At 45.9% G+C, this 23,223-nt stretch carries 26 protein-coding genes and 1 riboswitch; of the genes, 4 read left to right on the top strand and 22 right to left on the bottom strand.

What is annotated here, in order from left to right:
* Window positions 1–181 precede the first annotated feature (181 nt).
* A complete protein-coding gene (locus tag CP943_RS05450; protein ID WP_020450692.1) occupies window positions 182–829 on the top strand; it encodes a spore coat protein in 648 nt (215 codons plus the stop codon).
* On the opposite strand, the gene CP943_RS05445 is transcribed toward CP943_RS05450, so the two are convergent.
* Together CP943_RS05445 and CP943_RS05440 are read right to left on the bottom strand one after the other, a co-directional pair.
* Entirely contained in the window at window positions 823–1,716 is an 894-nt protein-coding gene (locus tag CP943_RS05445) for a hypothetical protein (RefSeq protein ID WP_105980834.1), read from the bottom strand. The two genes, CP943_RS05450 and CP943_RS05445, sit on opposite strands and share 7 nt — an antisense overlap.
* Before the next feature lie 115 nt (window positions 1,717–1,831).
* Complete coding sequence (locus CP943_RS05440; RefSeq protein ID WP_095289854.1) at window positions 1,832–2,392, bottom strand: YhcN/YlaJ family sporulation lipoprotein; 561 nt, start codon at window positions 2,390–2,392, stop codon at window positions 1,832–1,834.
* Window positions 2,393–2,537: 145 nt separating this feature from the next.
* On the opposite strand from CP943_RS05440, the gene CP943_RS05435 reads away from it, so the two are divergent.
* Both CP943_RS05435 and CP943_RS05430 read left to right on the top strand, forming a co-directional pair.
* On the top strand, window positions 2,538–4,334 hold the full coding sequence (locus CP943_RS05435) for a S9 family peptidase (protein ID WP_095289852.1): 1,797 nt from the start codon (window positions 2,538–2,540) through the stop codon (window positions 4,332–4,334).
* A 47-nt stretch (window positions 4,335–4,381) separates the two neighbouring features.
* A complete protein-coding gene (locus tag CP943_RS05430; protein ID WP_025811843.1) occupies window positions 4,382–4,723 on the top strand; it encodes a hypothetical protein in 342 nt (113 codons plus the stop codon).
* Window positions 4,724–4,768: 45 nt separating this feature from the next.
* Here the strand turns inward: CP943_RS05430 and CP943_RS05425 are convergent, their stop codons facing one another.
* The 4 genes from CP943_RS05425 to CP943_RS05410 form a co-directional block, all read right to left on the bottom strand.
* The gene (locus CP943_RS05425) at window positions 4,769–6,154 is read right to left on the bottom strand and encodes an L-cystine transporter (RefSeq protein WP_020450687.1); all 1,386 of its coding nucleotides are present in this window, start codon (window positions 6,152–6,154) and stop codon (window positions 4,769–4,771) included.
* A 126-nt stretch (window positions 6,155–6,280) separates the two neighbouring features.
* Complete coding sequence (locus CP943_RS05420) at window positions 6,281–7,099, bottom strand: MetQ/NlpA family ABC transporter substrate-binding protein (protein WP_025811844.1); 819 nt, start codon at window positions 7,097–7,099, stop codon at window positions 6,281–6,283.
* Between the two features lie 21 nt (window positions 7,100–7,120).
* On the bottom strand, window positions 7,121–7,771 hold the full coding sequence (locus CP943_RS05415) for a methionine ABC transporter permease (RefSeq protein ID WP_020450685.1): 651 nt from the start codon (window positions 7,769–7,771) through the stop codon (window positions 7,121–7,123).
* 2 nt (window positions 7,772–7,773) lie between these two features.
* Window positions 7,774–8,775, bottom strand: coding sequence for a methionine ABC transporter ATP-binding protein (locus CP943_RS05410; protein ID WP_023856483.1), 1,002 nt, complete (start codon window positions 8,773–8,775; stop codon window positions 7,774–7,776).
* Window positions 8,776–8,874: 99 nt separating this feature from the next.
* Window positions 8,875–8,988, bottom strand: a riboswitch (SAM riboswitch).
* A 303-nt stretch (window positions 8,989–9,291) separates the two neighbouring features.
* Here CP943_RS05410 and cspB point away from each other — a divergent pair.
* Window positions 9,292–9,492: a cold shock-like protein CspB gene (gene cspB / locus CP943_RS05405; RefSeq protein WP_003155376.1), complete on the top strand. Its 201-nt coding sequence runs from the start codon at window positions 9,292–9,294 to the stop codon at window positions 9,490–9,492.
* A gap of 116 nt (window positions 9,493–9,608) precedes the next feature.
* On the opposite strand, the gene CP943_RS05400 is transcribed toward cspB, so the two are convergent.
* From CP943_RS05400 to trmL, 16 genes are all read right to left on the bottom strand, one after another.
* Window positions 9,609–10,550, bottom strand: coding sequence for an ABC transporter permease (locus CP943_RS05400; protein WP_025811847.1), 942 nt, complete (start codon window positions 10,548–10,550; stop codon window positions 9,609–9,611).
* Window positions 10,543–11,466: an ABC transporter ATP-binding protein gene (locus CP943_RS05395; protein ID WP_025811849.1), complete on the bottom strand. Its 924-nt coding sequence runs from the start codon at window positions 11,464–11,466 to the stop codon at window positions 10,543–10,545. The genes CP943_RS05400 and CP943_RS05395 overlap by 8 nt, the downstream gene beginning before the upstream one ends.
* Window positions 11,467–11,485: 19 nt before the next feature.
* Window positions 11,486–12,187, bottom strand: coding sequence for an ABC transporter ATP-binding protein (locus tag CP943_RS05390; protein ID WP_023856480.1), 702 nt, complete (start codon window positions 12,185–12,187; stop codon window positions 11,486–11,488).
* On the bottom strand, window positions 12,184–12,558 hold the full coding sequence (locus tag CP943_RS05385; RefSeq protein ID WP_039072545.1) for a GntR family transcriptional regulator: 375 nt from the start codon (window positions 12,556–12,558) through the stop codon (window positions 12,184–12,186). The genes CP943_RS05390 and CP943_RS05385 overlap by 4 nt, the downstream gene beginning before the upstream one ends.
* A gap of 4 nt (window positions 12,559–12,562) precedes the next feature.
* A complete protein-coding gene (locus tag CP943_RS05380) occupies window positions 12,563–13,330 on the bottom strand; it encodes a hypothetical protein (RefSeq protein WP_051303785.1) in 768 nt (255 codons plus the stop codon).
* A 133-nt stretch (window positions 13,331–13,463) separates the two neighbouring features.
* A complete protein-coding gene (locus CP943_RS05375) occupies window positions 13,464–13,796 on the bottom strand; it encodes a hypothetical protein (RefSeq protein ID WP_026580008.1) in 333 nt (110 codons plus the stop codon).
* 13 nt (window positions 13,797–13,809) lie between these two features.
* A complete protein-coding gene (locus tag CP943_RS05370; RefSeq protein ID WP_020450678.1) occupies window positions 13,810–14,340 on the bottom strand; it encodes an NAD(P)H-dependent oxidoreductase in 531 nt (176 codons plus the stop codon).
* 17 nt (window positions 14,341–14,357) lie between these two features.
* Window positions 14,358–15,923: a DHA2 family efflux MFS transporter permease subunit gene (locus tag CP943_RS05365; protein ID WP_217626294.1), complete on the bottom strand. Its 1,566-nt coding sequence runs from the start codon at window positions 15,921–15,923 to the stop codon at window positions 14,358–14,360.
* Between the two features lie 63 nt (window positions 15,924–15,986).
* Window positions 15,987–16,619 (bottom strand): HlyD family secretion protein, encoded by a 633-nt coding sequence (locus tag CP943_RS05360; RefSeq protein ID WP_020450676.1) that lies wholly within the window; start codon window positions 16,617–16,619, stop codon window positions 15,987–15,989.
* A 307-nt stretch (window positions 16,620–16,926) separates the two neighbouring features.
* Entirely contained in the window at window positions 16,927–18,093 is a 1,167-nt protein-coding gene (gene yhbH, locus CP943_RS05355) for a sporulation protein YhbH (protein ID WP_020450675.1), read from the bottom strand.
* A gap of 165 nt (window positions 18,094–18,258) precedes the next feature.
* On the bottom strand, window positions 18,259–20,154 hold the full coding sequence (prkA, locus tag CP943_RS05350) for a serine/threonine protein kinase PrkA (protein ID WP_020450674.1): 1,896 nt from the start codon (window positions 20,152–20,154) through the stop codon (window positions 18,259–18,261).
* Between the two features lie 143 nt (window positions 20,155–20,297).
* Window positions 20,298–20,513, bottom strand: coding sequence for a hypothetical protein (locus CP943_RS22270; protein ID WP_125897635.1), 216 nt, complete (start codon window positions 20,511–20,513; stop codon window positions 20,298–20,300).
* A 37-nt stretch (window positions 20,514–20,550) separates the two neighbouring features.
* On the bottom strand, window positions 20,551–21,252 hold the full coding sequence (locus CP943_RS05345; RefSeq protein WP_039072542.1) for a hypothetical protein: 702 nt from the start codon (window positions 21,250–21,252) through the stop codon (window positions 20,551–20,553).
* 14 nt (window positions 21,253–21,266) lie between these two features.
* Window positions 21,267–21,977: a polymer-forming cytoskeletal protein gene (locus tag CP943_RS05340; protein ID WP_039072541.1), complete on the bottom strand. Its 711-nt coding sequence runs from the start codon at window positions 21,975–21,977 to the stop codon at window positions 21,267–21,269.
* 15 nt (window positions 21,978–21,992) lie between these two features.
* A complete protein-coding gene (locus CP943_RS05335) occupies window positions 21,993–22,607 on the bottom strand; it encodes a YhbD family protein (protein ID WP_020450671.1) in 615 nt (204 codons plus the stop codon).
* Between the two features lie 99 nt (window positions 22,608–22,706).
* Window positions 22,707–23,180: a tRNA (uridine(34)/cytosine(34)/5-carboxymethylaminomethyluridine(34)-2'-O)-methyltransferase TrmL gene (trmL, locus tag CP943_RS05330; RefSeq protein ID WP_020450670.1), complete on the bottom strand. Its 474-nt coding sequence runs from the start codon at window positions 23,178–23,180 to the stop codon at window positions 22,707–22,709.
* Window positions 23,181–23,223: the final 43 nt, after the last annotated feature.

Raw genomic sequence — 23,223 nt, 5'->3', positions numbered from 1 at the left:
AATGAGATGATATATTGTCTTTGAACACAAGACCCCCATAATATTTTCTCTGAACTAAACTATTCGACGGTTAGAATAAAATCCCTTTAAATCCAGTTTATCGATTATTCCTTTTTTGAATAAACATGACGGCAAAAACGAAATATAATAGTTGAATTACATTTAAGGAGGATACGTTAGAGTGGAACAGCAAAACCAGCCGCAAATGCAAATCAATCAAGGCAATGAAGGAATGCAGCATATGAATCACGGGGGCCACGAAGTGTTTGACATGCATGAAGTGTTGTCCGGTATGATCGGCGTTCTTGAGCAATATATGATGTTCAGAGAGCATGTCAAAGATCCGGAGCTGCTCGATATTTTGGACCGGCAGCACCGGTTTATTTCGTCTCAGTACAACATCACGACAGAATGTTTCAGAACGGGGCAAAAGCCGAGTCAGGAAACGGCAACGTATATGATGAAAGAGGATCGCCAATTTGTCTACGGGTTAAAAGATGCCCAGCCAAAACAGCCGAAGCAATCCGTGCAGGCGATTGATGACGCCTGTATCAGCAGCTTTATGCTCGGCTTGATGAAAACCAATTGTTCGGCATTGGCCATGGCGGCTCCCGAAGTGACAAACCCTGTCTGCAGAAGAGTTCTGGCAGACCAGATTCCTCACTATATCGAAATGGCTTATGAAATTTTCCTTTATCAGAACAAACACGGGTACTATCAAGTTCCTCAGCTTGCACCGCAAGACATGCAGAAGATGACTTCAGCATTCGCTCCGGTGCAAGGTCAGCCGCAAATGCCTCCGAACGGGCAGCAGAGACCTATTCATTGATAATGAAAACGGCACGGAAGAGAAACGTTCCGTGCCGTTTTTTTCGCTTCATATTTCCGTTTGAATTCTTTTTCAAAGCCCAGTAAAGACTGACCGACGGCGGCCTTAAATCCGTCTTCAAAACTTCCCCGAGCAGCCGTTTCCTCGATCATGTCGAGGATGACATCCCTTCCTTTTTTCTCCACGAGCTCTTCGATCAAATAATAACTTTGCAAATAAATATCGGTTTCATATCCAAAGCGTGCTTTTTGCCATTGCCTGTCGGTCTTCAGCTTGCTCAACGGAACGGCTGACGGCAAAGTCCGGATTTCTACGGCGTCGTGCGCAGAAACCCATTCCGCCACTCCCTCGTGAAACCAAAGCGGATAAGCTGCCGGGTCGGCATTCAGTTCTCTCAGCTTGACGTGAAAAGCATAATGGGTATACTCATGTATCAGCACCCGTTTGTACAGGAAGACGGCGAATCCCTCGCTGCTATTCAGATGCTTTTTCTCCTCGAGCAACAGCCCGATCATCCGCATATCATTTGAGTAAAATCCGGTGATATCCTTTAATTTTGAAAATGACTCCATATCATCGCGGTTTGAAAAAAAGATCAAATCAACGCTGTCTTGAAGAGGACTCGCAAACAGTTCCCGATTCAAGTCAGCTGCATCCCGAAGCGTCTCCTTTGTCAGCTCCAGGATCGTCCTATCTTCTTTAGCGTAATAAATGCTGACACTTTCATATTTAAGCATTTTCAGCGATTCTTTCAGTTTTTCTTTTTTCCCAGAAAGAACAGCTGCCTCAGGGCTCTCTTGGCTGAACACGACAAAAACGGCCAATAACAAAGCGGATAGAGTGCCCGCCATAATTAAAATAAAGGCTGCTTTCATCTCTCCCGTCACATATCATCCCTCCTCCGCGATGTGCTTCTCTGTACTACACACTATGCGGAAAGGTTCAGGAAGTGGCCTGTATGAAAAGCAGCCAACAAAAAAAGCCGCTCATTGCGGCTTTTCATTATCTTTGATTCGGGAAAATTCTGTTGATCGTTTCACCGAATTCTTCAAACATGCCCTCGATCGGTTCGCCATTTTGGATTCTGTCGCCATAATTTGTCATCCGGTCAACAAAATCAGGATTTGCCGAAACGAATACATTGTTAATGTTATTGTCTGCTTCTTTAACCTTTTTCGAGATTTTCCCTTTCAGCTCATTCGTTACGTCGCCTTTCGGATTGCCTTTCAAAACGACCGCTACATAAGCGTTGCGGTTTGTCGTAATGACGTTTGCACTTCTGACTTCTTTCAGTTCCGTCACTTTGTCTGCAGCTTTATCCGCCACTTCCATATTATTATTGTTCCGATTGGCATCGCGGTTGTCTGTCACATTCATTTGGTCGTTGACGTTTCTGCCGTCATTGACATTCGTGCGGTCGTTATCTCTGTTTGTTACATTTTGAAGCGCATTGTCCTGGTTGCGACGGTTGTTATCCGCCCCCTGGTTTGCCATGCCGCATCCGGCTGTGAACAAAAACGGAAGGAGCAAAGCAACAATCGCGCCTTTTTTCATACTGAACATTAAAATTGCCTCCTTTAATGATTGACGTATAGTTTTTTTCTTTTTCGTGTTATTTATTTGTCTAAAGCATATTTTTTATACGCGACTTTTGTTATGATCTTATTGAATGTAAAAATACCCAAATAAATCCGGAGGTGTATATAAAATGGAAAAAGCAAAAAGCATTTTGCATGTGCTGCGAATTAAAGACTTTGCGGTACATCCCAATGAGACGCAGCTTGTTTTTGATACAAATCTCAACGGAACATCAAACCTGTGGGCGATGGATCTTCCCGATGCATACCCGTACCAGCTGTCATTCTTGAATCAGGATGCAAAAGGAATCGCCTACAATCCCGACGGCTCTATTCTCTATGCCGGTTTTGACCATGACGGAAACGAACAAAGCGGACTGTACAAGCTTTCGTCAAAAAACGGGTCGTTCCATTCATTAAACGGAAATCAAACGGACCGCCACTTCGAGCCCATCCCTGTCCAAAACGCCGTTTACTACTCCTCCACAAAGGACAATCCGACATTTTTAAATACATACAGATACGATTGTCTCGCTGAAAAAGAAGAGCTTATTTTTGAAGGAAAAGACGGAACTTCAATACTGGCTGATGTAAGCCCGGGCGAGAAAGCCGTCAGCATCCATGTCTACTATGTCAACAGCCACAATGTCTGCATGATCCATACCGCTGAAGGTGTGACGACAGGAATCGTCCCCGATGAGACGCTGCCTCATATGGTTTATTCTTCCCGCTTTGCATCTGATGATCGGTTATTCGTCACGACAAACTACGAAGCCGAGTTTTCATACCTTGCCTTGTACAACGTTTCATCCGGTATTTTTGCGCCGGTGCTTTCGATTGACAAAACTGATTTAACAGCCATCCACGCTGATCCGAGCGGAACTTTCCTTTATCTGATTGGAAAAAAAGGCGTCAAAGAGGTGATGTATGAGTACAACACAGCAACAGGAGGAAGCCGGGAGGTGGACTGCCCTTGCACATCCATTTCGAAAATACACTGCGCCTCTTCGGGCACGCTGTACATTCTCGGCTCAACGCCGACCAGGCCGGCTAATCTCTATGTATTAACGAAAGGACAGACGAAATGGCGGCAATTAACGAAACATTCGGTTCCGGGTTTCTCCGAACAGGAGCTGTCATATCCGGAGGTTGTGACATATCCTTCTTTTGACGGTCTCGCAATAGAAGGGCTGCTGTTTAAGCCGGGCCCGGAAGAAGCGAACGGCTGGACGATTATTTGGCCGCACGGCGGACCGCAAGATGCAGAAACCTTTATGTTCTATGATCTCTTTCAACTCGCTGCGAAAATGGGCTACCAGTTATTCGCCCCTAATTTCAGGGGATCAGCGAATTACGGCTATTCCTTCTTTAAAATGGTTGAACAAGATTGGGGAGACGGACCGCGCCTCGATATGACTGCAGGCATCGACTGGCTTATCGATCAAAAGCTTGCGGACCGCGAAAAACTTTTTTTAATGGGGGGCAGCTACGGAGGGTATATGTCGCTATTGCTTCACGGAAGGCATCCAGAGTATTTCCGCGCCGTCGTCGATATATGCGGAGTCAGCAATCTGTTTTCGTTTGTCGAATCCGTACCGGATTTCTGGCAGCCGATGATGGAAAAATGGGTCGGCAACCCTGAGCGGGATTATGAAAAACTGAAAGCCGATTCTCCTGTTACATACCTGGAGAATATGACTCAGCCGATGCTGATCATCCAAGGCGCAAACGATCCCCGCGTGGTAAAGGAAGAGTCCGATCAGGTCGTCGATCGGTTGAAAGCCATGGGGCGGAATATTGAGTATCTTGTTTTGGAAAATGAAGGGCACGGTTTTTCTAAAACAGAAAATAAAATAAAAGCCTACCATAAAATTTTCGAATTTTTCGAAAGTAACCGCTTATATCTCGCGGCACAGCTTGAAGAATAAAACCGATCAGGACTGGGGATGGTATACGTAAAAAGGAGGTTGACCCTTTGTTTAGAAGAAGATCAGGCATCCATCCCGCTGTATTGGTTTTAGGATCAGCTGCATTGACCGCGGCTTTTTCTCCCGAAATCCGCAAAAGATTGACAGGCATGTTCGCGAAGGGCATGGGAGGTCGACAGCAAGGTAACGGCCGAAACCAGATGATGATGAATCCGGCTGACATGATCAAACAGGCTTTCAATTCCGGAGGACAGTCACAGGAACATCGCCAGTCAGGCCATACGGCAAACGACCAGCATCAATCAAGCCATATGACTGCCCCGGTTAATGTCATGAACGATCAGACTGCAAACCAGACGATGTTCGATAACGACCAAAGCTATTCATAAAAAACGGCCCGCACGAGCAATCAAGCTGTGCGGGCCGTTCTTCTTTTACACTTCTGCTTCAATGATATTAGTACGGTCTTGGTACGTGTCTTTTTCAAGTTCATTTGTTGCTTTGCTTGTGACAAGTCCTGACGTCATGCTGCCGCTGACATTAAGAGCCGTACGCCCCATGTCGATGAGCGGCTCAACCGAAATCAGCAGTCCAGCAAGCGCTACGGGCATATTTAACGCCGAAAGGACGAGAAGCGCTGCAAATGTCGCACCTCCGCCGACGCCTGCCACTCCGAAAGAGCTGATCGCAACAACAGCGATAACCGTGAACAAAAATGACGGCTCAAGCGGATTTTGTCCGACCGTCGGCGCAATCATGATCGCGAGCATTGCAGGGTAAATTCCGGCACATCCGTTTTGTCCGATGGACAGTCCGAAGGAACCGGCAAAGTTTGCAATGCCTTCGGGAACACCGAGGCTGCGCTGTGTTTTAATGTTCAGCGGCAAAGCGCCTGCGCTTGATCTAGATGTAAACGCGAATACAAGGACCGGAAACGCCTTTTTCAAGTATGTGACAGGATTTAAACCGCTGAATGTAATGAGCAGCAGGTGAATGATGAACATGACGATCAGCGCCACATATGAAGCGATGACAAATTTGCCGAGCTTGGCAATGCTGTCGAGATCGCTCGTTGCAATCGTTTTTGTCATGATCGCCAATACACCGTAAGGCGTCAGCCTCAGAATCAACGTCACTACACGCATAATGATCGCATACACGGCATCAACCATCTTTTTGAAAAGCTCAGCTTGTTCAGGCTGTTTTCGATTGACCCCGAGATACGCGATTCCAAGGAAAGCCGCAAAAATAACAACGGCGATCGTTGATGTCGGTCTTGCTCCCGTAAAATCTAAAAACGGATTCCCCGGAAGAAGCTCGACAATTTGCTGTGGAAGTGTTTTGGCTTCCATGTCCTGCGATTTCTGTTCGAGTTCCGCCCCTCTCATTGACTCTGCCTGGCCTTGATCCACATGGACAGCCTGCAGGTCGAAAGCAAGTGCGGACGCGATTCCCACCGCAGCAGCGACAGCTGTCGTCGCGATCAAGAGGCCGATGATCAATCCGCTGATTTTTCCGATATTGTGCGTCAGTTTAAGCTTTGTAAAAGCACCCAAAATCGAGATGAATACAAGCGGCATAACGATCATCTGCAAAAGCTTCACATAGCCGCCGCCTGCAATATTAAACCAATCAGATGTCTGCGTAATCGTTTCTGAAGACGAACCATATATAAAATGCAAAGCGAATCCAAAAACAATGCCGATTCCCAGAGCGGTAAATACCCGCTTAGAAAACGAAACATGTTTTTTTTGCATCATATAAAGGAGCGCCATCAGGCCGAGCATGACGATAATATTAATAACAACAAATAATGTCATGGTAACAAAAGCACCCCCAGAATTTTTTACATTTAAAAACTATAGTACAACAAACCTGATTGGTCAAGTAGGAATTATCGATGTATTTCAATATATGACCCTGGAATCAATTGCGCGACTGACATTTTATTCGCCGATGTCTTTCAGTGGAACAAAAGTCGGCAGCTGTGCACCGTCAAACTCTTTTTTGATCAATTCAGCGGTATCGTCTGATTGGTACAGCTCAACGATCTTTTTCAAATCTTCACGGTCCCGGTCTTCTGTTCTGGCCGCAATAATGTTGATGTACGGTGTCGCTGTTTCGTCTTCCAGTTTAATCGAATCTTTGACAGGATGGAAGCCGGCGTCAACCGCTATGCCGTTGTTGATAACAGATGCAGCGACGTCGGGAAGCACGCGCGGCGTTTGCTCTGCGGCCACCGTTGTGATTTTGAGTTTTTTAGGATTTTCTTTAATCGCATCAAGCGTTCCGTTTCCGTCAAATCCGTCCTTTAATTGAAGCAGGCCGGCGGACTCCAACAGGAGCAAGGCTCTGCCCATGTTCGTCGCTTCGCTCGGAACAGCGATTTCCGCGCCGTTTGGTATATCGTCAGGCGAATCATACTTCTCGGAATAAATGCCCATCGGAGCGATGATCGTTGTGCCGATCGGCGAAAGTTCAAGATTGCGTTCCTTTTTGAATGCATTAAAGTAAGATATCGTCTGAAATGCATTGGCGTCAATGTCACCGCCCGCCAAAGCCTGGTTCGGCTGAACATAATCAGAATATTTGACGATTTCAAGCTTTAAGCCTTCTTTCTCGGCTTTTTTCTTCACAAAGTCCCAGATTCTTGTATCCGTTCCGCTGATGCCGATTTTAATGGTTTTCGCATCAGAGTCTGCCGCACACCCCGCGATCACTCCCGCAAGCAGCAGTAAAATGATAATAAATGTGAACTTTTTCATCATAGCTGTCTCCCTCTCTATTTATCTTCTTCTCAATTTTTTGGACAGAACGTTTCCGGATGTCTGCAATCCCTGCACAACGATGACGAGAATTGCAACCGTGATGATCATCGTCAGCGTGTCAAACCTTTGGTAGCCGTATGTGATCGCCAAATCCCCAAGACCGCCGGCGCCTATCGCACCAGCCATCGCCGACGCTCCGACCAATCCGACCGTTGCCACCGTAAAACTCAGCACAAGCGAACCGAGCGCTTCCGGAATCAGAAACCGGAAGATGATCTGCCGCGGAGTCGCTCCCATTGCTTCAGCGGCTTCAATGACTCCCGGATCGACTTCAAGCAGAGAGTTCTCGACGAGCCTTGCGATGTAAGGCCCCGCATAAAAAGTCAGGGGAACAATCGCTGCCGATGTGCCGATGGACGTCCCCACAATCAGCCTTGTCACCGGAATTAAAGCAACCATCAAGATGATAAACGGAACGGAACGGAAAATGTTAATGATCATATTGACAACCGTAAAAACTGCCGGATTTTCAAGCAGATGCCCCTTCCTTGTGACAACCAGCAAAATGCCGAGCGGAATGCCGATCACGCTTGAAAATAAAAGCGAGAAAACCGTCATTTGAATCGTCTGAACCAGTGCGTCAATGATTTGGTCATATGTAACAAGCATGCTTATACCTCCCTGATGCGAATGTTTTCTCTGCGGATATATTCGAGCGCCCGCCCGATTTCACCGTCTTCCCCCTGCAGTTCAACCGTCATACTGCCAAACGGAATTCCCTGAAGCTCTGTAATCGTTCCGTGCAGAATGTTGACTTCTACGTCAAACCGCTTTGCCACTTGCGAAAGAAATGGCTTCCCGGAAGATTCGCCGACAAATTGAAGCTGGTAGAGATGCTTCACATTTAATTTTTGAATCGATTCAGGTATCTCGTGGTCGATGGCTGATTTGACAAAGCTTTTGGCCGTTTCGGTTTCCGGCGCGGAAAACACGTCAAACACGCTGCCTGATTCAATGATCCTTCCTTTTTCAATGACCGCGACTTTGTCGCAGATTTCTTTTGCCACATTCATTTCATGAGTGATCAACAAAATCGTGATGTTATATTGTTCGTTGACGCGCTTCAGCAGCTTCAAAATATCGCCGGTCGTCTGCGGGTCAAGCGCGGATGTCGCTTCATCACAGAGCAGAACCTCCGGATTTGTCGCCAGCGCCCGGGCAATGCCGACGCGCTGCTTTTGGCCGCCCGACAGCTGATCCGGATAATCGCGGGCTTTATCCTCAAGTCCGACAAAATGGAGCAGTTCCGTCACTTTTTGCTTGATTTCGGCTTTCGGTGTTTTGACAAGCGCGAGCGGCTCAGCGACATTAGCGAAAATCGTCTTTGAATTTAACAGGTTAAAATGCTGAAATACCATGCCGATCTTCCTTTTAACAGCTCGAATCTCAGCTTTCGACAGAGACATTAAGTCTCTTCCGCCGACGAATACCTTTCCGGCCGTCGGTTTTTCAAGGAAGTTCACACAGCGGATCAGCGTGCTTTTCCCTGCGCCGCTGAATCCGATGACGCCGTATATTTCCCCTTTATCTACATGAAGGTCGATTCCATTGAGCGCATGAACCTTCTGTCCGCCGCTTTCATAGACCTTTTCAACGCCTTCAAATGTAATCATGATGATCTTCCTCCTCTTTTTGGCTAACAAAAAAGGCTCCCTCTTAAAAAATAAGAAGAAGCCTTAGACGACACGAAGTAAATAGAGTGGTCCGCTCTCTTCTTATCTTCCAAGCCCGTACGGCTTGTTGGATGTGGCACAGTATTCTGCTGTATGCAGAACCCGCTGCCGAGGCTTCATAGGGCCAATTCCCTCCGCCTCTCTAAATAAGAAGTGTTGATGCATGAAGTTTTACCTAACTTTACAGCTTCTTTGAAATGTTGTCAATCAGAATTGTGAAAATTTCAAAAACCCGCTTTTTAATGCTTTATTTTTCGCCCTGATTATTAAATTTCACTTTTTTTAAAAAAATTGTGTTTAGCAGTTGTAATTTCGCTTAAACACTGGTAAAGTAAAGGTAATTATTTTTGTTCGAACTATCTTTAAGAAGAAAGTTTTGTAAGAGTTTTCGTCTTGGAAGTTTGTTTTAGAGCAAGAATAGTGAATTTAAGCGTTATCGCTTTAGGAGGAAATTTCATGCTAGAAGGTAAAGTAAAATGGTTTAACTCTGAAAAAGGTTTCGGATTCATCGAAGTTGAAGGACAAGACGATGTATTCGTTCATTTCTCTGCTATTCAAGGCGAAGGCTTCAAAACTTTGGAAGAAGGCCAATCTGTATCTTTCGAAATCGTTGAAGGAAACCGCGGACCACAAGCTGCTAACGTAACAAAAGCGTAAGCTGTGAACCGCTGATCTTCATACAGGACTGCTGACCGAATGTCAGCAGTCTTTTTATATTTAAAAAAAGCCTGACGCCCGGAAAACCGGCGTCAGGCTTTTTTTGCGAAAACCGCTTATGAAGCGATGTCTCTTTTTGTGAATGCACCAAAGGCGAGCACATGAAAAACGATAAAATAGACAGCCAGCACCACAATCGAGAATCCCAGCGTCATGTCTGAAACAAGCGGAGATCCGTCAAAGTATTGAGTGAGATCAGTGTTGGCAAATAAGATGTATTTCACCCAATCAAATTTCGTTGCGAGCAAGTTTGTCACCGTTCCGCCCATTGCCAAAAGGAAAATTGAAATACCTACGGCAAGCGAGCTGTTTCTGAAAACAGCTGAAATCATAAAGGCCATTGTCGCCATCATCAAAAGCGAGATTGAATTCAGCAAATAGCTGCCGGCCAAGTGCAGCAGCAGGCTTTTTTCTTCAACTGTTCCATCGGCGTACGCCAAGTGAACCTGGCTGCCGTCGCCTGCCCCGAATAAAGCAATGCCTGTGATACCCGCGCTTGCGAACAGAATGAAAAGCAAAGCCAATGCAAAAAGCAGAACTGTAAAATATTTTGCCAGCAAAATTTTAAAGCGGCTGATCGGCCTGATGACAAGCAGCTTCACCGTTCCCCAGTTGAATTCATTCGCAACGATTCCCGCAGCCACCGTGATCACAAACAGACCGAGGAGAGGAATGGTGCTGCTCGCGTCGCTGATGAACGACAGGGCCGAATAGTCCCCGTCTTCCGGCAAATCGTGCTTGATTCGATACTCATTAATGGCGGTCAACCGTTCATAGCTTTTTTCAAGTGCCGGATTATTGACCCCTTTAAGTTGTTCTTTCATATCTTTATTTTCCTGCATCAATTCTTTTTTCCAGTCCGGGTTTTGGTCTGTCTCTCCGATCGTCTTTGTGAGAACGCCCAGCCCGATGGCAGATAACAGCAAAATCGCAATCATGACATATGTGCCTTTTCGATTAAAAATTTTGATCCATTCATTTACGATGAGATTAAACATGCTGAGCTTCCTCCTTCTCTGCGGTGATTTCCAGGAACCGGTCTTCCAGCGATTTGTTCACAGCCTTCACTTCATATAGGCGGACACCGTTGTCTGACAAGTGTTTGATCAAATCAGGCACTTCATCCTTTTGAAGGCTGAGCTCTATCCCGCCATCCGCTTCGTCAACCTTCATCTTTTTGAAGGCAGCCGCTTCCCGCATCAGAGCCTGATTGTCATCCGCTTGAATATAATAGCGCTTCTTTTCATCCCGAGCGGGTCCGTGCACATGCTGAATATCCCGGAGCTTTCCGTTCTGGATAATGGCGATCCTGTCGCACATCAGCTCCATTTCTGAAAGCAGGTGGCTTGAAACGATGACCGCCATACCTCTTTCTCTCGTCAGCTTTCTTAAATGATCGCGAATTTCCCGGATACCGGCCGGATCAAGCCCGTTCGTCGGCTCATCGAGAATCAAGAGCTTCGGATCGTGCAAAAGGCTTTGGGCCAGGCCAAGCCTTTGTCTCATTCCTAAAGAATACGTTTTGACCTTATCATTGATCCTGTTTTTCAATCCGACAAGCTCGACGATTTCGTCAATTTTCTGTTTCGTCACGCCTTTCGTCATGCGCGCGTATTGCTGAAGGTTTTGATAGCCCGTTAAAAATTTATACAGTTCCGGATTTTCAACGATCGCTCCGATATGCCGCGCGGCCTTTTCAAAATTTTCTTTTACGCTGACGCCGCACACGGCGATTTCACCGGCGGTGATGTTCATATGCCCGACAATCATCCGGATCGTCGTCGTTTTTCCGGCGCCGTTCGGACCCAGGAAGCCGAATATTTCGCCTGCCCGCACGTCAAAGCTCAAGCCGTCGATAATCTTTTTCCCCCTGATCGTTTTTGATACATTTTTTAATTCCAAAAGTGTTTCCACTGTTTCTCCTCCAGCCTTTTCAATTTTTTTCTTCAATAAACCGTTTCAGCCATTCCAAAAGCGACATTCCGGATTCCTCGCGCAGCTGTTCGACATCCTTTTTTTCTTCAATTCGGCCATTTAAGACGACAACGACCTCATCCAAAATTTGTTCAATTTCATGAATCTCATGGGTGGCGATGACGATTGTCTGCTTATCAAGCTCCAAATATGTAAGAAGGCTTTTGACGATCGATTCTCTCACCATCGGATCAAGACCGGAAAACGGCTCATCAAGCAGCACGACTGCTGCATCGCGCGCCAATGTGAGCGCGAGCTTCAGCCTGCCCCGGTTGCCTTTGGAAAGCTTGCCGATTTTTTTATCCCCGTCGATTTTCATGTCCTTTAACAGATCCCACGCTTTATTTATACGGAAATCGGAAAACTGGGTTTCATAAAAGTGAATCATATCCTTGACCCGAAATGGATCGTAGAACATATCGAGCTCTGTTAAATAGGCGATGTTCTTCGTCTCCTTTCTGGCTGCCGGCCGCCCTCCGATCAGCACCGAGCCCGAATCCGGAAACGAGAGCCCTGTGATCAGCTTCAAGATCGTAGATTTGCCGCTGCCGTTCGGTCCTGTCAACCCGTAAATTTTCCCGGGAGAAAGTGACAGATCGGCCTCTTTGAGCGCATACTCTTTGCCAAACTTCTTCGTGACATTTTTCAGCTCAATCTTCATTTGGGATCTCCTTTCTGAAGAAAACGGTCAAGTTCCAACAACATGTCTTGTTTAGACAAGCCAAGCTCTTCCATGCTCTGGACAAATTGCCCGATAACTTCCGTCCTCATCTCCCGCTTTAAATCATCGATGACTTCCGTATGTTCAACAACAAAGGTGCCCTGTCCCCTTCTGGTCTCCACCACGCCCATCCTTTCCATTTCATTGTAGGTTCTTTGGATTGTATTCGGATTTACCTGTGTCTGAACAGCCAGCTCACGGACCGAAGGCAATTTTTCTCCCGGCTTGATCTCTCCGCGAATCATTTTTTTAAAGAGCTGTTCGGCTATTTGCCTATAGATCGGCTTTGAAGCAGAAAATTCATTTGCCATTCTTTTACACCTCAACTCTTCTGTTCAGTAATTTGCAGGAGAGATAGAAGAGACAGACGCCTAAGACTGTGTAATACACCAGGAGAACACCCGGCAAATCAACTTGAGAAAATGTAACAGTCCATCCTGAATGTTCGTAATGAAGTTTGAATTCAGCCTTTAAAGAAATGCTCCACAATTTCTGCAATTCCTGGAATAAGCCGCTCTCGATGAACAGCGCCTCGATTAATCCGTAAGCACTGTAGATTAGCAAGGGAATGATCCAGCGGATTTTTTTGATAGCCGGATATTTTCTGAGCGCTTCATATACCGTCCACAGAAACATCACCCATGTGGAAAAACTGATGGAGCCTAAAAAGACAGCGATATTGACGAGAAGCAAATCTGACACGGAAAACAGACCGGCGCTGCTGGAGAGCAGAACGCTTCTGACAACCAGCCCGAAAATGAATAAAACAGCGTGGGAAATCAATTGGTATACGGCAGCTGAAGCAAGCTTTGACACCAGCAATAACGCACTGTTGTTCGGATTATATAACCAAAGCTGCGTCTTCCCTTCCAGACGGAGCTGAGCTAGGATCATTAAAGGACAAAACAGACTATGAAATAATAAAATGGTCACTAGCGCCCCAAAAAGAGCCATTGATTCGCCTGTATAATGAGCAAACCAAAAGCTTGCAATAATCGCACAAATCATGCACAGCATCCAAACCAAAAACCAAAACCTTGCCATGAGAAAATCTTTTTTAAATAAACCGCTGAAAGACCGCAAAACATATCCTCCTCTAGTCACTGTATCGGTGTACTACATCAATAGTACACCGATACAGTAAAAATCGCAATCAAATATTACAAAAAAATGCAAAAAAAAAAAGCAAACCCGCTGGTTCCCAGCGAATTTGCCTTTAATCCTGTTCCCGCTTTTTCATGGATTTTAATGCTTTTCGGTAATCCATATCGTCCATTTCCGTTTTCTCGGAATGGTTTTTTTCCTCTTTTGGATGTTGAAGTTTTTGCAGAATCGCCCGATAGGTTTGATCATTCATTTCGAACGGATCTTGCTGATCGGCTTCAACTTGCTCAGGCGCTTCTTCTTCCTGAACATGAGGAATGCCAGCTTCAGCTGCCGCGTTATCCTCATGTTCGGGTTTATCCTGTGAAGACGCCGACCGCACATTAAATACCACCAGACCGATAATGACGAGGACAGCAGCGATGATGGTCAATATAATGGTCATGTCAAATCGCTCCTCACTGTCCTGCTGTAAAGCGGTCTGTCACTTGGGCGACGCGTCTGCCTAAAGCCCGGCCCAGCTCCAGGCCTTCTTCGCCGATCAGTTCGTCACTGTCGACAGGACACGTGATGCCTGCACCGTAATAAGACCCGTATAAAGCATTTTCAGGTACATTTCCAGGCAAGCCGACGACCATCATGCCTTGATGAAGCATCGGTGTTATTAAGTTGAGCATTGTCGCCTCAAGACCGCCGTGAGTTGTCGCTGTTGTGCAGAAGACTGCGCCGATCTTATTGATCAGCTTCCCTTCCGCCCAAAGGTAGCCCAGCCTGTCGATCCAAGTTTTTAATCCGGAGCTGATTGTACCGAAATGACCTGGGCAGCCCCAGATGATAGCATCCATTTCTTCGAGCTTTCTAATATCCGCCTGGCTGACATGATCGATCAGCACGTCTGCAGCCTCATGTTCCCCTGCGCCTTCCGCAATGGCTTCAGCCAGCTTTTTCGTATGCTCGCCTTCACTGTCGTAAACAACATAAATTTTCATGTCAGAACCTCCTCATTTTAAGATTCTTTCGCTTCTTTAGGAGCCGGAAGCAATGTCAGCTCCTCCGCCTTGTTCTTCCTGCGCAGCTTGTCTTTTCTGACATCCCTCAAAAACAGGCTGAGAACGAGGCCGATGACACAGAACCCGGCCGCCCACATAAATGCGTCATTGATGCCCATGACATTCGAGTTGAGCTGAGCCTGTCCGGTCAAATATTTCACGACATATTGTTGTGCTTGTTCAAGAGATATATGCATCGATTGCGCTGTTGACTGAATGGTTGACTGCAATGTGCTCATAAATGACGGATCAGCCGTATTTGTCTGATCGGCCATTGATGCATAGTGGAATGTCGTGCGATTTGTATAAATCGTCGTGATCAAGCTCGTTCCGATCGAACCGCTGATTTGGCGAAGCGTATTCGACATCGCCGTTCCGTGGCTGTTTAAATGCTGCGGAAGCTGGTTCATGCCGGCAGTCATGATCGGCATCATCAACATGGACATCCCAAACGCCCGAATCGCATAGATCAACACGATGTGCATATACGGTGTATCGATCGTAAGCGTCGTAAATTCGTAGGTCGTCACAACAGTGATCAATAATCCGACAATCGCTAGCGGCCTTGGGCCGACTTTATCAAATAAAATTCCTGAGATCGGCGACATCACAAGCATGACGAGTGCGCCCGGCAGCATCAGAAGCCCCGACTGAAGCGCTGTAAAGCCGACCAGGTTTTGCAAATAAATCGGAATCAGGAACATTCCTGCATACAAAGCAACTGTAATGATGGCGTTGATCACGCTTGACAGTGAAAACATATCGTATTTGAACACTCTGAAGTCAAGCATCGGCTCTTTCGATTTCAACTGCTGGATGATAAAAGCGGCAATGCCGATCACACCGATCACAACTGTGGAAAGTACGAGCGGATCATCCCAGCCGTCTGAGCCGGCTTCGCTCACACCATACAGCAACGCCGCAAATCCGACAATTGAAAGAATCGCGCCTGCTGTGTCCAATTTGATTTTTTTAGGTTCCGTCATATTTTTAAATAGGAAAAAACCGAAAATGATGACGATCAAACCAACCGGCACAAGGCCGTAAAACATGATCCGCCAGCTGTAGTTTTCAATGACCCAGCCGGATAGCGTCGGACCGACAGCAGGAGCAAACATCATCGCAAGCCCGAAGATTCCCATTCCTTTCCCGCGGCTTTCCGGAGGAAAGATAAAGAGAATCGTGGTCATGACCAAAGGCTGAAGTATGCCTCCGCCGACTGCCTGAATGAGGCGTCCGGTTAACATCGTCGAGAAGTTAGGCGCAATTCCGCATATCAGCGTTCCGACCGTAAACAGCAGCATCGCCGTTAAAAACAAGCTCCGTCCGCCGAACCGCATAATCAGGAAGGCTGATAAAGGAATCAAAACGCCGTTGACAAGCATATATCCGGTTGTCAGCCATTGAATCGTTGTGGCGCTCACATTGAACTCTGTCATGAGATGAGGCATCGCCACATTCAGTAGCGTTTGGTTTAAAATGGCCAGAAACAAGCCGCCCATTAAAATGATGAGCAGTGACATATTTCCTTTTTTCTGAGAAGCCACTTATGACATCCTCCTTTCGCTCTTTTTTATTTCCCCCGGTTATTTTGAAATTTTCACGGATGCGTTCATTCCCGGCAGCACTTTGTCAGACGGGTTTTTAATTGAAATTTTCACAGGTACTTTCTGCGTCACTTTCGTGTAGTTTCCGCTTGAATTGCTTTGAGAAAGCAAGTCAAATGTTGAGTTTGTCGCATAGCCGATTTCTTCGACATTTCCTTCAAATGTAGTGCCTGAATCACCGTCAACGACGATATCGACTTTGTCCCCTTTTTCGATGTCTTTCAGGTCGTTTTCTTCAATGTTAGCTGTAATGTACAGATGATCCATGTCGATGGTTTTCGCAAGCGTTTGACCGGCTTGTACGATCTGGCCTTCTTTCGCTTCGTTTTTGACAATCGTTCCGTCCATGATCGACTTCACGTCAACCGTTTGTTCCCCTTTGATTTTCGCTGCTTTTTCGTCCTTTGAAACTTTTGATCCTTCTTTCAAATCCCAATCTGAGAGCTTCCCTGATGCAGGCGCCGTAATGTCGGCCATCTCGCCTGTCACGTGTGCTTCGTCGGTTTTCACATAGCTGATGCTGTCATAATAGAAATACGCACCTCCTGCTAAGATGGCAAGCACGATGATGAGTCCGATAATGTTCGTCGCAATTAAACGTCCTTTGCTCATGTTTATTTCTCCTTTCATATCCTTATATTTTGGATGAAGCCGGTTTGATCGGCTTCCGCGGTTTTGCGTTTTCCTATTTCCTGCCCAGCAACTTGCGGGACGTGTACTGAAAAAGTTGTTCAAAACTGAGCAAGAAAGATCGGAAGCGGTAAATTTGTTTTTACCTCTGCACAACAAAATAAATAGTTAACAAGATTAAATATTAGTTAAAGTAATAAAGAATGTCAATAACCTTGCACTTAAAATTTTGATTTAAATATTTTCCAAACAAAAAACCTCCGCTGCCGGAGGTTTCAATCGCGTTTTTTCATGTATATTGATGCCGTTCTTCATTGCTGAAGAAGCTCTTCAGAGCCTGAAAAACATCGGCTTTCTGTTTCAGCACATAATACTTGAATTTTTCGTTTTTAATATTTTTGTAGGCTGACATTAACGTTGAATGTCTGTTGTACTGGTTGACTTCGCCATAGCAAAAGATATTCGCTTTCTCCATAATCTCTCCGACAAGCTTAACGCAACGCGCATTGTCGGATGTCAAATTATCGCCGTCCGAAAAATGAAACGGATAAATGTTATAGCGTGTCGGATGGTATTTGTCTTCAATCAGTTCGAGGGATTTGCGGTATACAGATGAACAAATCGTGCCCCCGCTTTCCCCTTTCGAAAAGAAATCTTCTTCTGATACCACTTTGGCTTCAGTGTGATGGGCGATAAACTCAATATCGACCGTTTCATACTTTGTCCGTAAAAAACGTGTCATCCAAAAGAAAAAGCTTCGCGCCATATATTTTTCCCAAACGCCCATCGATCCGCTCGTATCCATCATTGCGAGCACAACGGCTTTTGATTCCGGCTTTACGGAGTCATTCCACGTTTTAAATTTTAAGTCTTCGGGGTAGATCGGATAAAATGAAGGTTTTCCCGTCATTGCATTTCGCTTAAAAGCGCTGAGCATCGTTCTTTTCTTATCGATATTACCGGTCAAACCCGTTTTGCGGATATCGTTGAACTCAATATCTTCGACAACGATATCATCCCGTTCTTTTTGTTCTAAATTCGGCAGTTCCATTTCGCTGAAGAGCGCCTCTTCCAAATCGATTAACGAAACTTCAGCTTCATAATAATCTTCACCGGCCTGATCGCCCGCTCCCTGGCCTTTGCCGGCGCCCCGTTTATCCGAACCGTCCCTTGCGACGATATCTCCTACCTCGCTGTCGCCGTCTCCCTGGCCGGCATGTTTATTTTTATCATAGTTATAGCGGATTTTATACTCATCTAACGATCGAATCGGAATTTTGACAACATCTTTGCCGTTGGACATAATAATGCTTTCTTCCGTAATCAGGTCAGGCAGATTGTTTTTGATCGCGTCCTGCACCTTTTTCTGGTGACGCTGTTGGTCATCATACCCTTTTCGGTGGAGGGACCAGTCTTCCTGAGAAATAATAAAATGGCCATTGTCTTTATGGGACATGAATTCCCCTCCTTATTGATAATCCCTTAAATGGCTTCGGTTTATAGCCCTGCGGATGCAAGTCTAAAATGTTTATTGTTATCTTATGCAGGTGCAAATAACTTTTGACAAACAATTTTGAAAATGGGACAAAAGGACCCGCCCTTCTCCGGACGGGTCTTCAAGTTACCGGTTTAATAAGCTTCCTACATATTTTAAGAGTTCGTTTGCGCTAGTCGAGTTGTAGCCGTGCTCATCAATGAGACGGGCGACGACCTCGTTGATTTTCTTGAGCTGCTGTTCGTCCGGCGTTTTTGTCGATGTCGTGATTTTGACGACATCTTTCAAGTCTGCGAACAGCTTTTTCTGAATGGCTTCTCTGAGCCGCTCATGCGAATTATAGTCAAACCGTTTCCCTTTTCTTGCATAGGCAGAAATGCGAATGAGAATTTCTTCGCGGAATGCCTTTTTCGCATTTTCGGAAATGCCGATTTGTTCTTCTATTGACCTCATCAGCTTTTCATCCGGATTCATTTCTTCTCCCGTCAGCGGATCGCGAAGCTTAATTTTATTGCAGTACGCTTCGACATTATCAAGATAATTGTCCATCAGCGTTTTCGCAGATTCCTCATAAGAGTACACAAACGCTTTTTGGACTTCTTTCTTCGCCATTTCGTCGTATTCTTTTCTGGCGGCGGAAATAAAGTTCAAATAACGCTCGCGGTCTTCTGCCGAAATCGACGGATGCTGGCTAAGCCCTTCTTTTAAAGAACGGAGGACATCAAGCGCATTGATCGATTCCATGTTTTTGCGGATGATCGTCGACGAGATCCGGTTGATGACATAGCGCGGATCGATTCCGCTCATTCCTTCGTCAGTGTATTCTTTTTTCAAATCCTCGACATCGACAGAATTGTAGCCTTCAACACTCTCTCCGTCATACAGCCTCATTTTTTTGACAAGATCAATGTCTGACCGCTTCGGCTCTTTCAGCCTCGTCAAAATCGAAAACATCGCAGCCACTTTTAGCGTGTGCGGCGCAATATGAACATCAGACACATCGCTTTCAGCGATCATTTTTTCATAAATTCTTTCTTCTTCTGATACTTTTAAATTATATGGAATCGGCATGACGATAATCCGCGAATGGAGCGCTTCGTTTTTCTTATTGGATATAAATGAACGGTATTCGGTTTCATTCGTGTGGGCTACGATCAATTCATCCGCTGAGATGAGCGCGAACCGGCCCGCTTTGAAATTCCCTTCCTGTGTAAGCGATAAAAGATGCCAGAGGAATTTTTCATCGCATTTCAGCATCTCCTGAAATTCCATCATTCCTCTGTTCGCTTTGTTTAATTCTCCGTCGAACCGGTATGCGCGCGGATCGGATTCCGATCCGTATTCGGCAATCGTCGAAAAATCAATGCTTCCCGTCAGATCAGCGATATCCTGCGATTTAGGGTCCGACGGACTGAACGTACCGATCCCCGTCCGTTTATCCTCTGAAAAAAAGATTCTTTCAACCTTCACGTCTTCTATTCTTCCGCCGTATTCCTGTTCCAGCCTCATCATGTTCAACGGGGACAGGTTGCCTTGAATACGAATGCCGTATTCATTGTAAAAATCGTCCCGCAGATGCTGAGGAATTAGATGAAGCGGATCTTCGTGCATTGGACAGCCCTGAATGGCGTAGACAGCCCCTTCATCTGTAAGAGAGTATGCTTCAAGCCCCCTTTTCAGCATGGTGACCAAAGTCGACTTTCCCCCGCTAACAGGCCCCATCAAAAGCAGGATTCTTTTTCTGACATCAAGGCGCTTCGCGGCCGGATGAAAGTATTCTTCAACTAGGCGTTCCAAAGGCTCTTCAAGACCAAACAGCTCTTTGTCAAAGAAGCTGTATACTTTTTTCCCGTCTTTCTCTTCAATGCCGCTGTCTTTAATCATATTGTAAACGCGGGAATGAGCAGATTGCGCGACAGTCGGATTTTCCTTTACGATTTCTAAATATTCAGCGAAGGTTCCTTCCCATTTCAGACGCTGCTCTTCCTCTCTATACTGTTCAATCTTTTTTAATATATCCATAAGAACCTCCTATATGATGATAAATGCAAGGTGCCAAGTGAATCACTGTTACATTCAATCTATGCGGAGATGTCCCTTTAGATGCTTTTCATATAAAAAATGAAATGTACTTTCCTCGAATTGACAAGGATGGAGCAAACCATTCATAATAAGAGCAGAAAAGTTCCGTCCGCAAGTGCTCCTGCGGTACGGCTGATGGCATCGGTGCAGATGACAACAAGGGAATAAGGATGAGGAGGGATTTTAATGAGAACGTTGATCATGATGGGGGTCATCCTCGCGTTCCTCGTATCCATTTTTACTGCCGGATACGAAAGCAAACCCGGCAAATAAAATTCAAAGGAAAAAGGATGGCTCACTTTTGAAGCCATCCTTTTTTCGTAACATAACACTGTTTTATTCCTGTTGATCTTCATTCACTTCAGACTTAGGAGATACCCGGCAGCTGCTTTTGTATTCAACTTTCTCAATCTTGCATCCGGGCCCTATATGCACGCGGTTTCCCCTGACCATGCGGGCCTCCGTGTTTTCCAGGTAAATATCATCTCCTTCGATTGTCCCTGCTGAGAGAAAACCTCCGTTTCTATTAAACAAGAGCCCGCGTTTTTTGACAATCTTAATATGCGTGCCGCCGATATCGCCAATCGAACTGTTTCCGAACTTTAAGCCGATGTCAATCGCGCCGGCGTTCAGCAGACCCTTTACGTCCAAGCTGCCCGTCAGTGTAAAATCCTCTGCCTCACAATCGCCTCTTACGTTCAGTGCGCCTTTGACATCGCACGTTTCAGCCGCCATATTACCCCCGATATTGATAATGCCTTTTACGGCTGCATCGCTGATGTCGGCGTCCTCAGAAACATCCACCGTCCCGTACACTCTGGCTTTGTCAGCTTTCAGCCTCCCCCGGATCTCTGTTTCCCCGTGTACACTAAAGCTTTTGATTGTCGCATCGCCTGACAATTCGCTTGTGCCGTGTGTACTGAATTTTTCACATTCAATGTTTCCTGTGATCGTTCCTTCACCTCTGATGAGAACATGATGGAATGATCCGCCTCCGGCATTTCCGGAGCCGTGTATTTTCAAGTCGTGTTTCTTCATGTCCTATCCCTCCGCTATATTTTCCTTCTCTCTCCGACTTTTGCCGTTTCCGCCACCCGGATATCTTCCTTATACTCAATCAGGTCGATGTCGCAATTTTCGCCGATGATAACCGAATTGCCCCGGACAACTTTCGCGGCCGTATTGGCGAGTTCAATTTGATCCCCTTCAATCAGCTCGGCAGACAGTCTCGGAGGAGAAATAAGCGGCGTTAAAAACGAGAACAGCTTCGATTGATGTGCAGTGCAGACGATCCGCCGGCACCCGATTTCTTTCACTTTACTTTCACCGCCGTGAACCTTAATCTCAATTTGTTCCGCGTTTAAAAGCCCGTCGATTGTAAAATAGCCTTCCGCAGTAAAATGTTCCACTTCGCAGTCTTTGCCGATTGACGTTTTTCCGCGAACGATTGCTTCGTCGCCTTTCACATGTCCGCTAATGCCGGCATAGCCTAAGACTTTAAGCTGTTCTGCTTCGACATCGCCATCCACCTTTGCAGAACCGTCGATTCTGACCTTGGAAGCTGCGATTGCGCCGTTTAGTTTGGCGTGGCCGCTGATTCTCAGCTCCCCCGCTTTCACGTCTCCGTTTACAGTCCCGGTGCCGCTGCAGCTGAACCTTTCGCAGTCAATATCGCCGTTAATCGTTCCTTTGCCGTTTAATTCAACCGTTTGATACGTGCCTCCACCTGAACTGCCAAATCCGTTTATCAATAAATTCTCCATCTTTTGATCCTCCATTTACATGAATTTTGTTTTCAATTCTTCGCTGCTCGCTGCCAGATTGATGTCAGCGGCGACCTTGACTCCTTTTTCCAACACGATGCTGCCCTCGGTGATCAGACATGTTGCAATGCCGAGCTTCCGAAGCACAATCAGCCTCCCTTTGTTCTCCGCCTCGTGCGACATGATGACATCCAGCACCATTTTTCCTTCATCCAGGCTGATGTCGCCGGATTGGAGCAGGCCTTCCAACACATAAGCCGCAAGCGCTTCTGTCAGATGAAATGGATCATCGCGCTTTCCGGTGCATTCTTCAAAAAACGTCATGACCGCTTGTGAAACGATGCCTTTTTCAAGCAGTTCCCCGCGGCTCGCGTTTAGTTCGGACAGACCGGGTGTAAACATTTCCGCCATTTCATCAAGGGAAAGATTTTCTTTCATGCTTTGAATGGTTTCGATTCTTTTTAAAATGTCTTCCTTCGGAAAAAACGTTTCTTGTCCGGTGAACGTCGATTTCCGGATAAACCACTCTTCCGGTATTAAATTTTTCCGTTTCCATCTATAGAGCTGCCCGTATGAGATCGAAGTCAAATCCAGCAGCTCTTTTTTTGAAATTAAATCATCCTGAACCATCTGTTTCAGCTCCTTTACACACATTGTAACATAACACTGTTACATTATAAAGCAAAAAAAAGAACCCTCTGTTAAAAAGGGCTCTTTTCCTGATAAAGCTTAAGTCAAATCTCTGTAATTCTGCTGGCGAAGCGCCTCGTACACGAGGATTGCTGCAGTATTTGATAAGTTCAGTGATCTGACATGCTCTGTCATCGGCAGGCGCAGACAGCGATCCATGTTTTGTTCGATCAGCTCTTTCGGCAAGCCGTTCGTCTCTCGTCCGAAGACAAAGAAGTGATCTTCGTTTTGATCTGAATAATCAAATGAAGTGTGCGGTTTTTGACCGAATTTTGTAATGAAGAAAAAACGGCCGTCAGGATGGGCATTAAACAATTCGTCCAATGAGTCGTGGTAGACGACATTGACGAATTCCCAATAATCAAGACCTGCCCGCTTGAGCATTTTATCGTCGGTTGAAAAACCGAGCGGTCTGATTAAATGAAGCGTTGTATCTGTTGCTGCACAAGTCCGTGCGATATTTCCTGTGTTTGCAGGAATTTCTGGTTGATATAGTACGACATGCAATGCCAAAAGTATTCACCTCTGTTTTTCTGATCCGCTGTTTATTATACCA

The organism is Bacillus paralicheniformis, from assembly GCF_002993925.1.
In the GTDB taxonomy this organism is placed as follows: Bacteria; Bacillota; Bacilli; order Bacillales; family Bacillaceae; genus Bacillus; species Bacillus paralicheniformis.
This window is presented reverse-complemented; position numbering and strand designations above follow the sequence as displayed.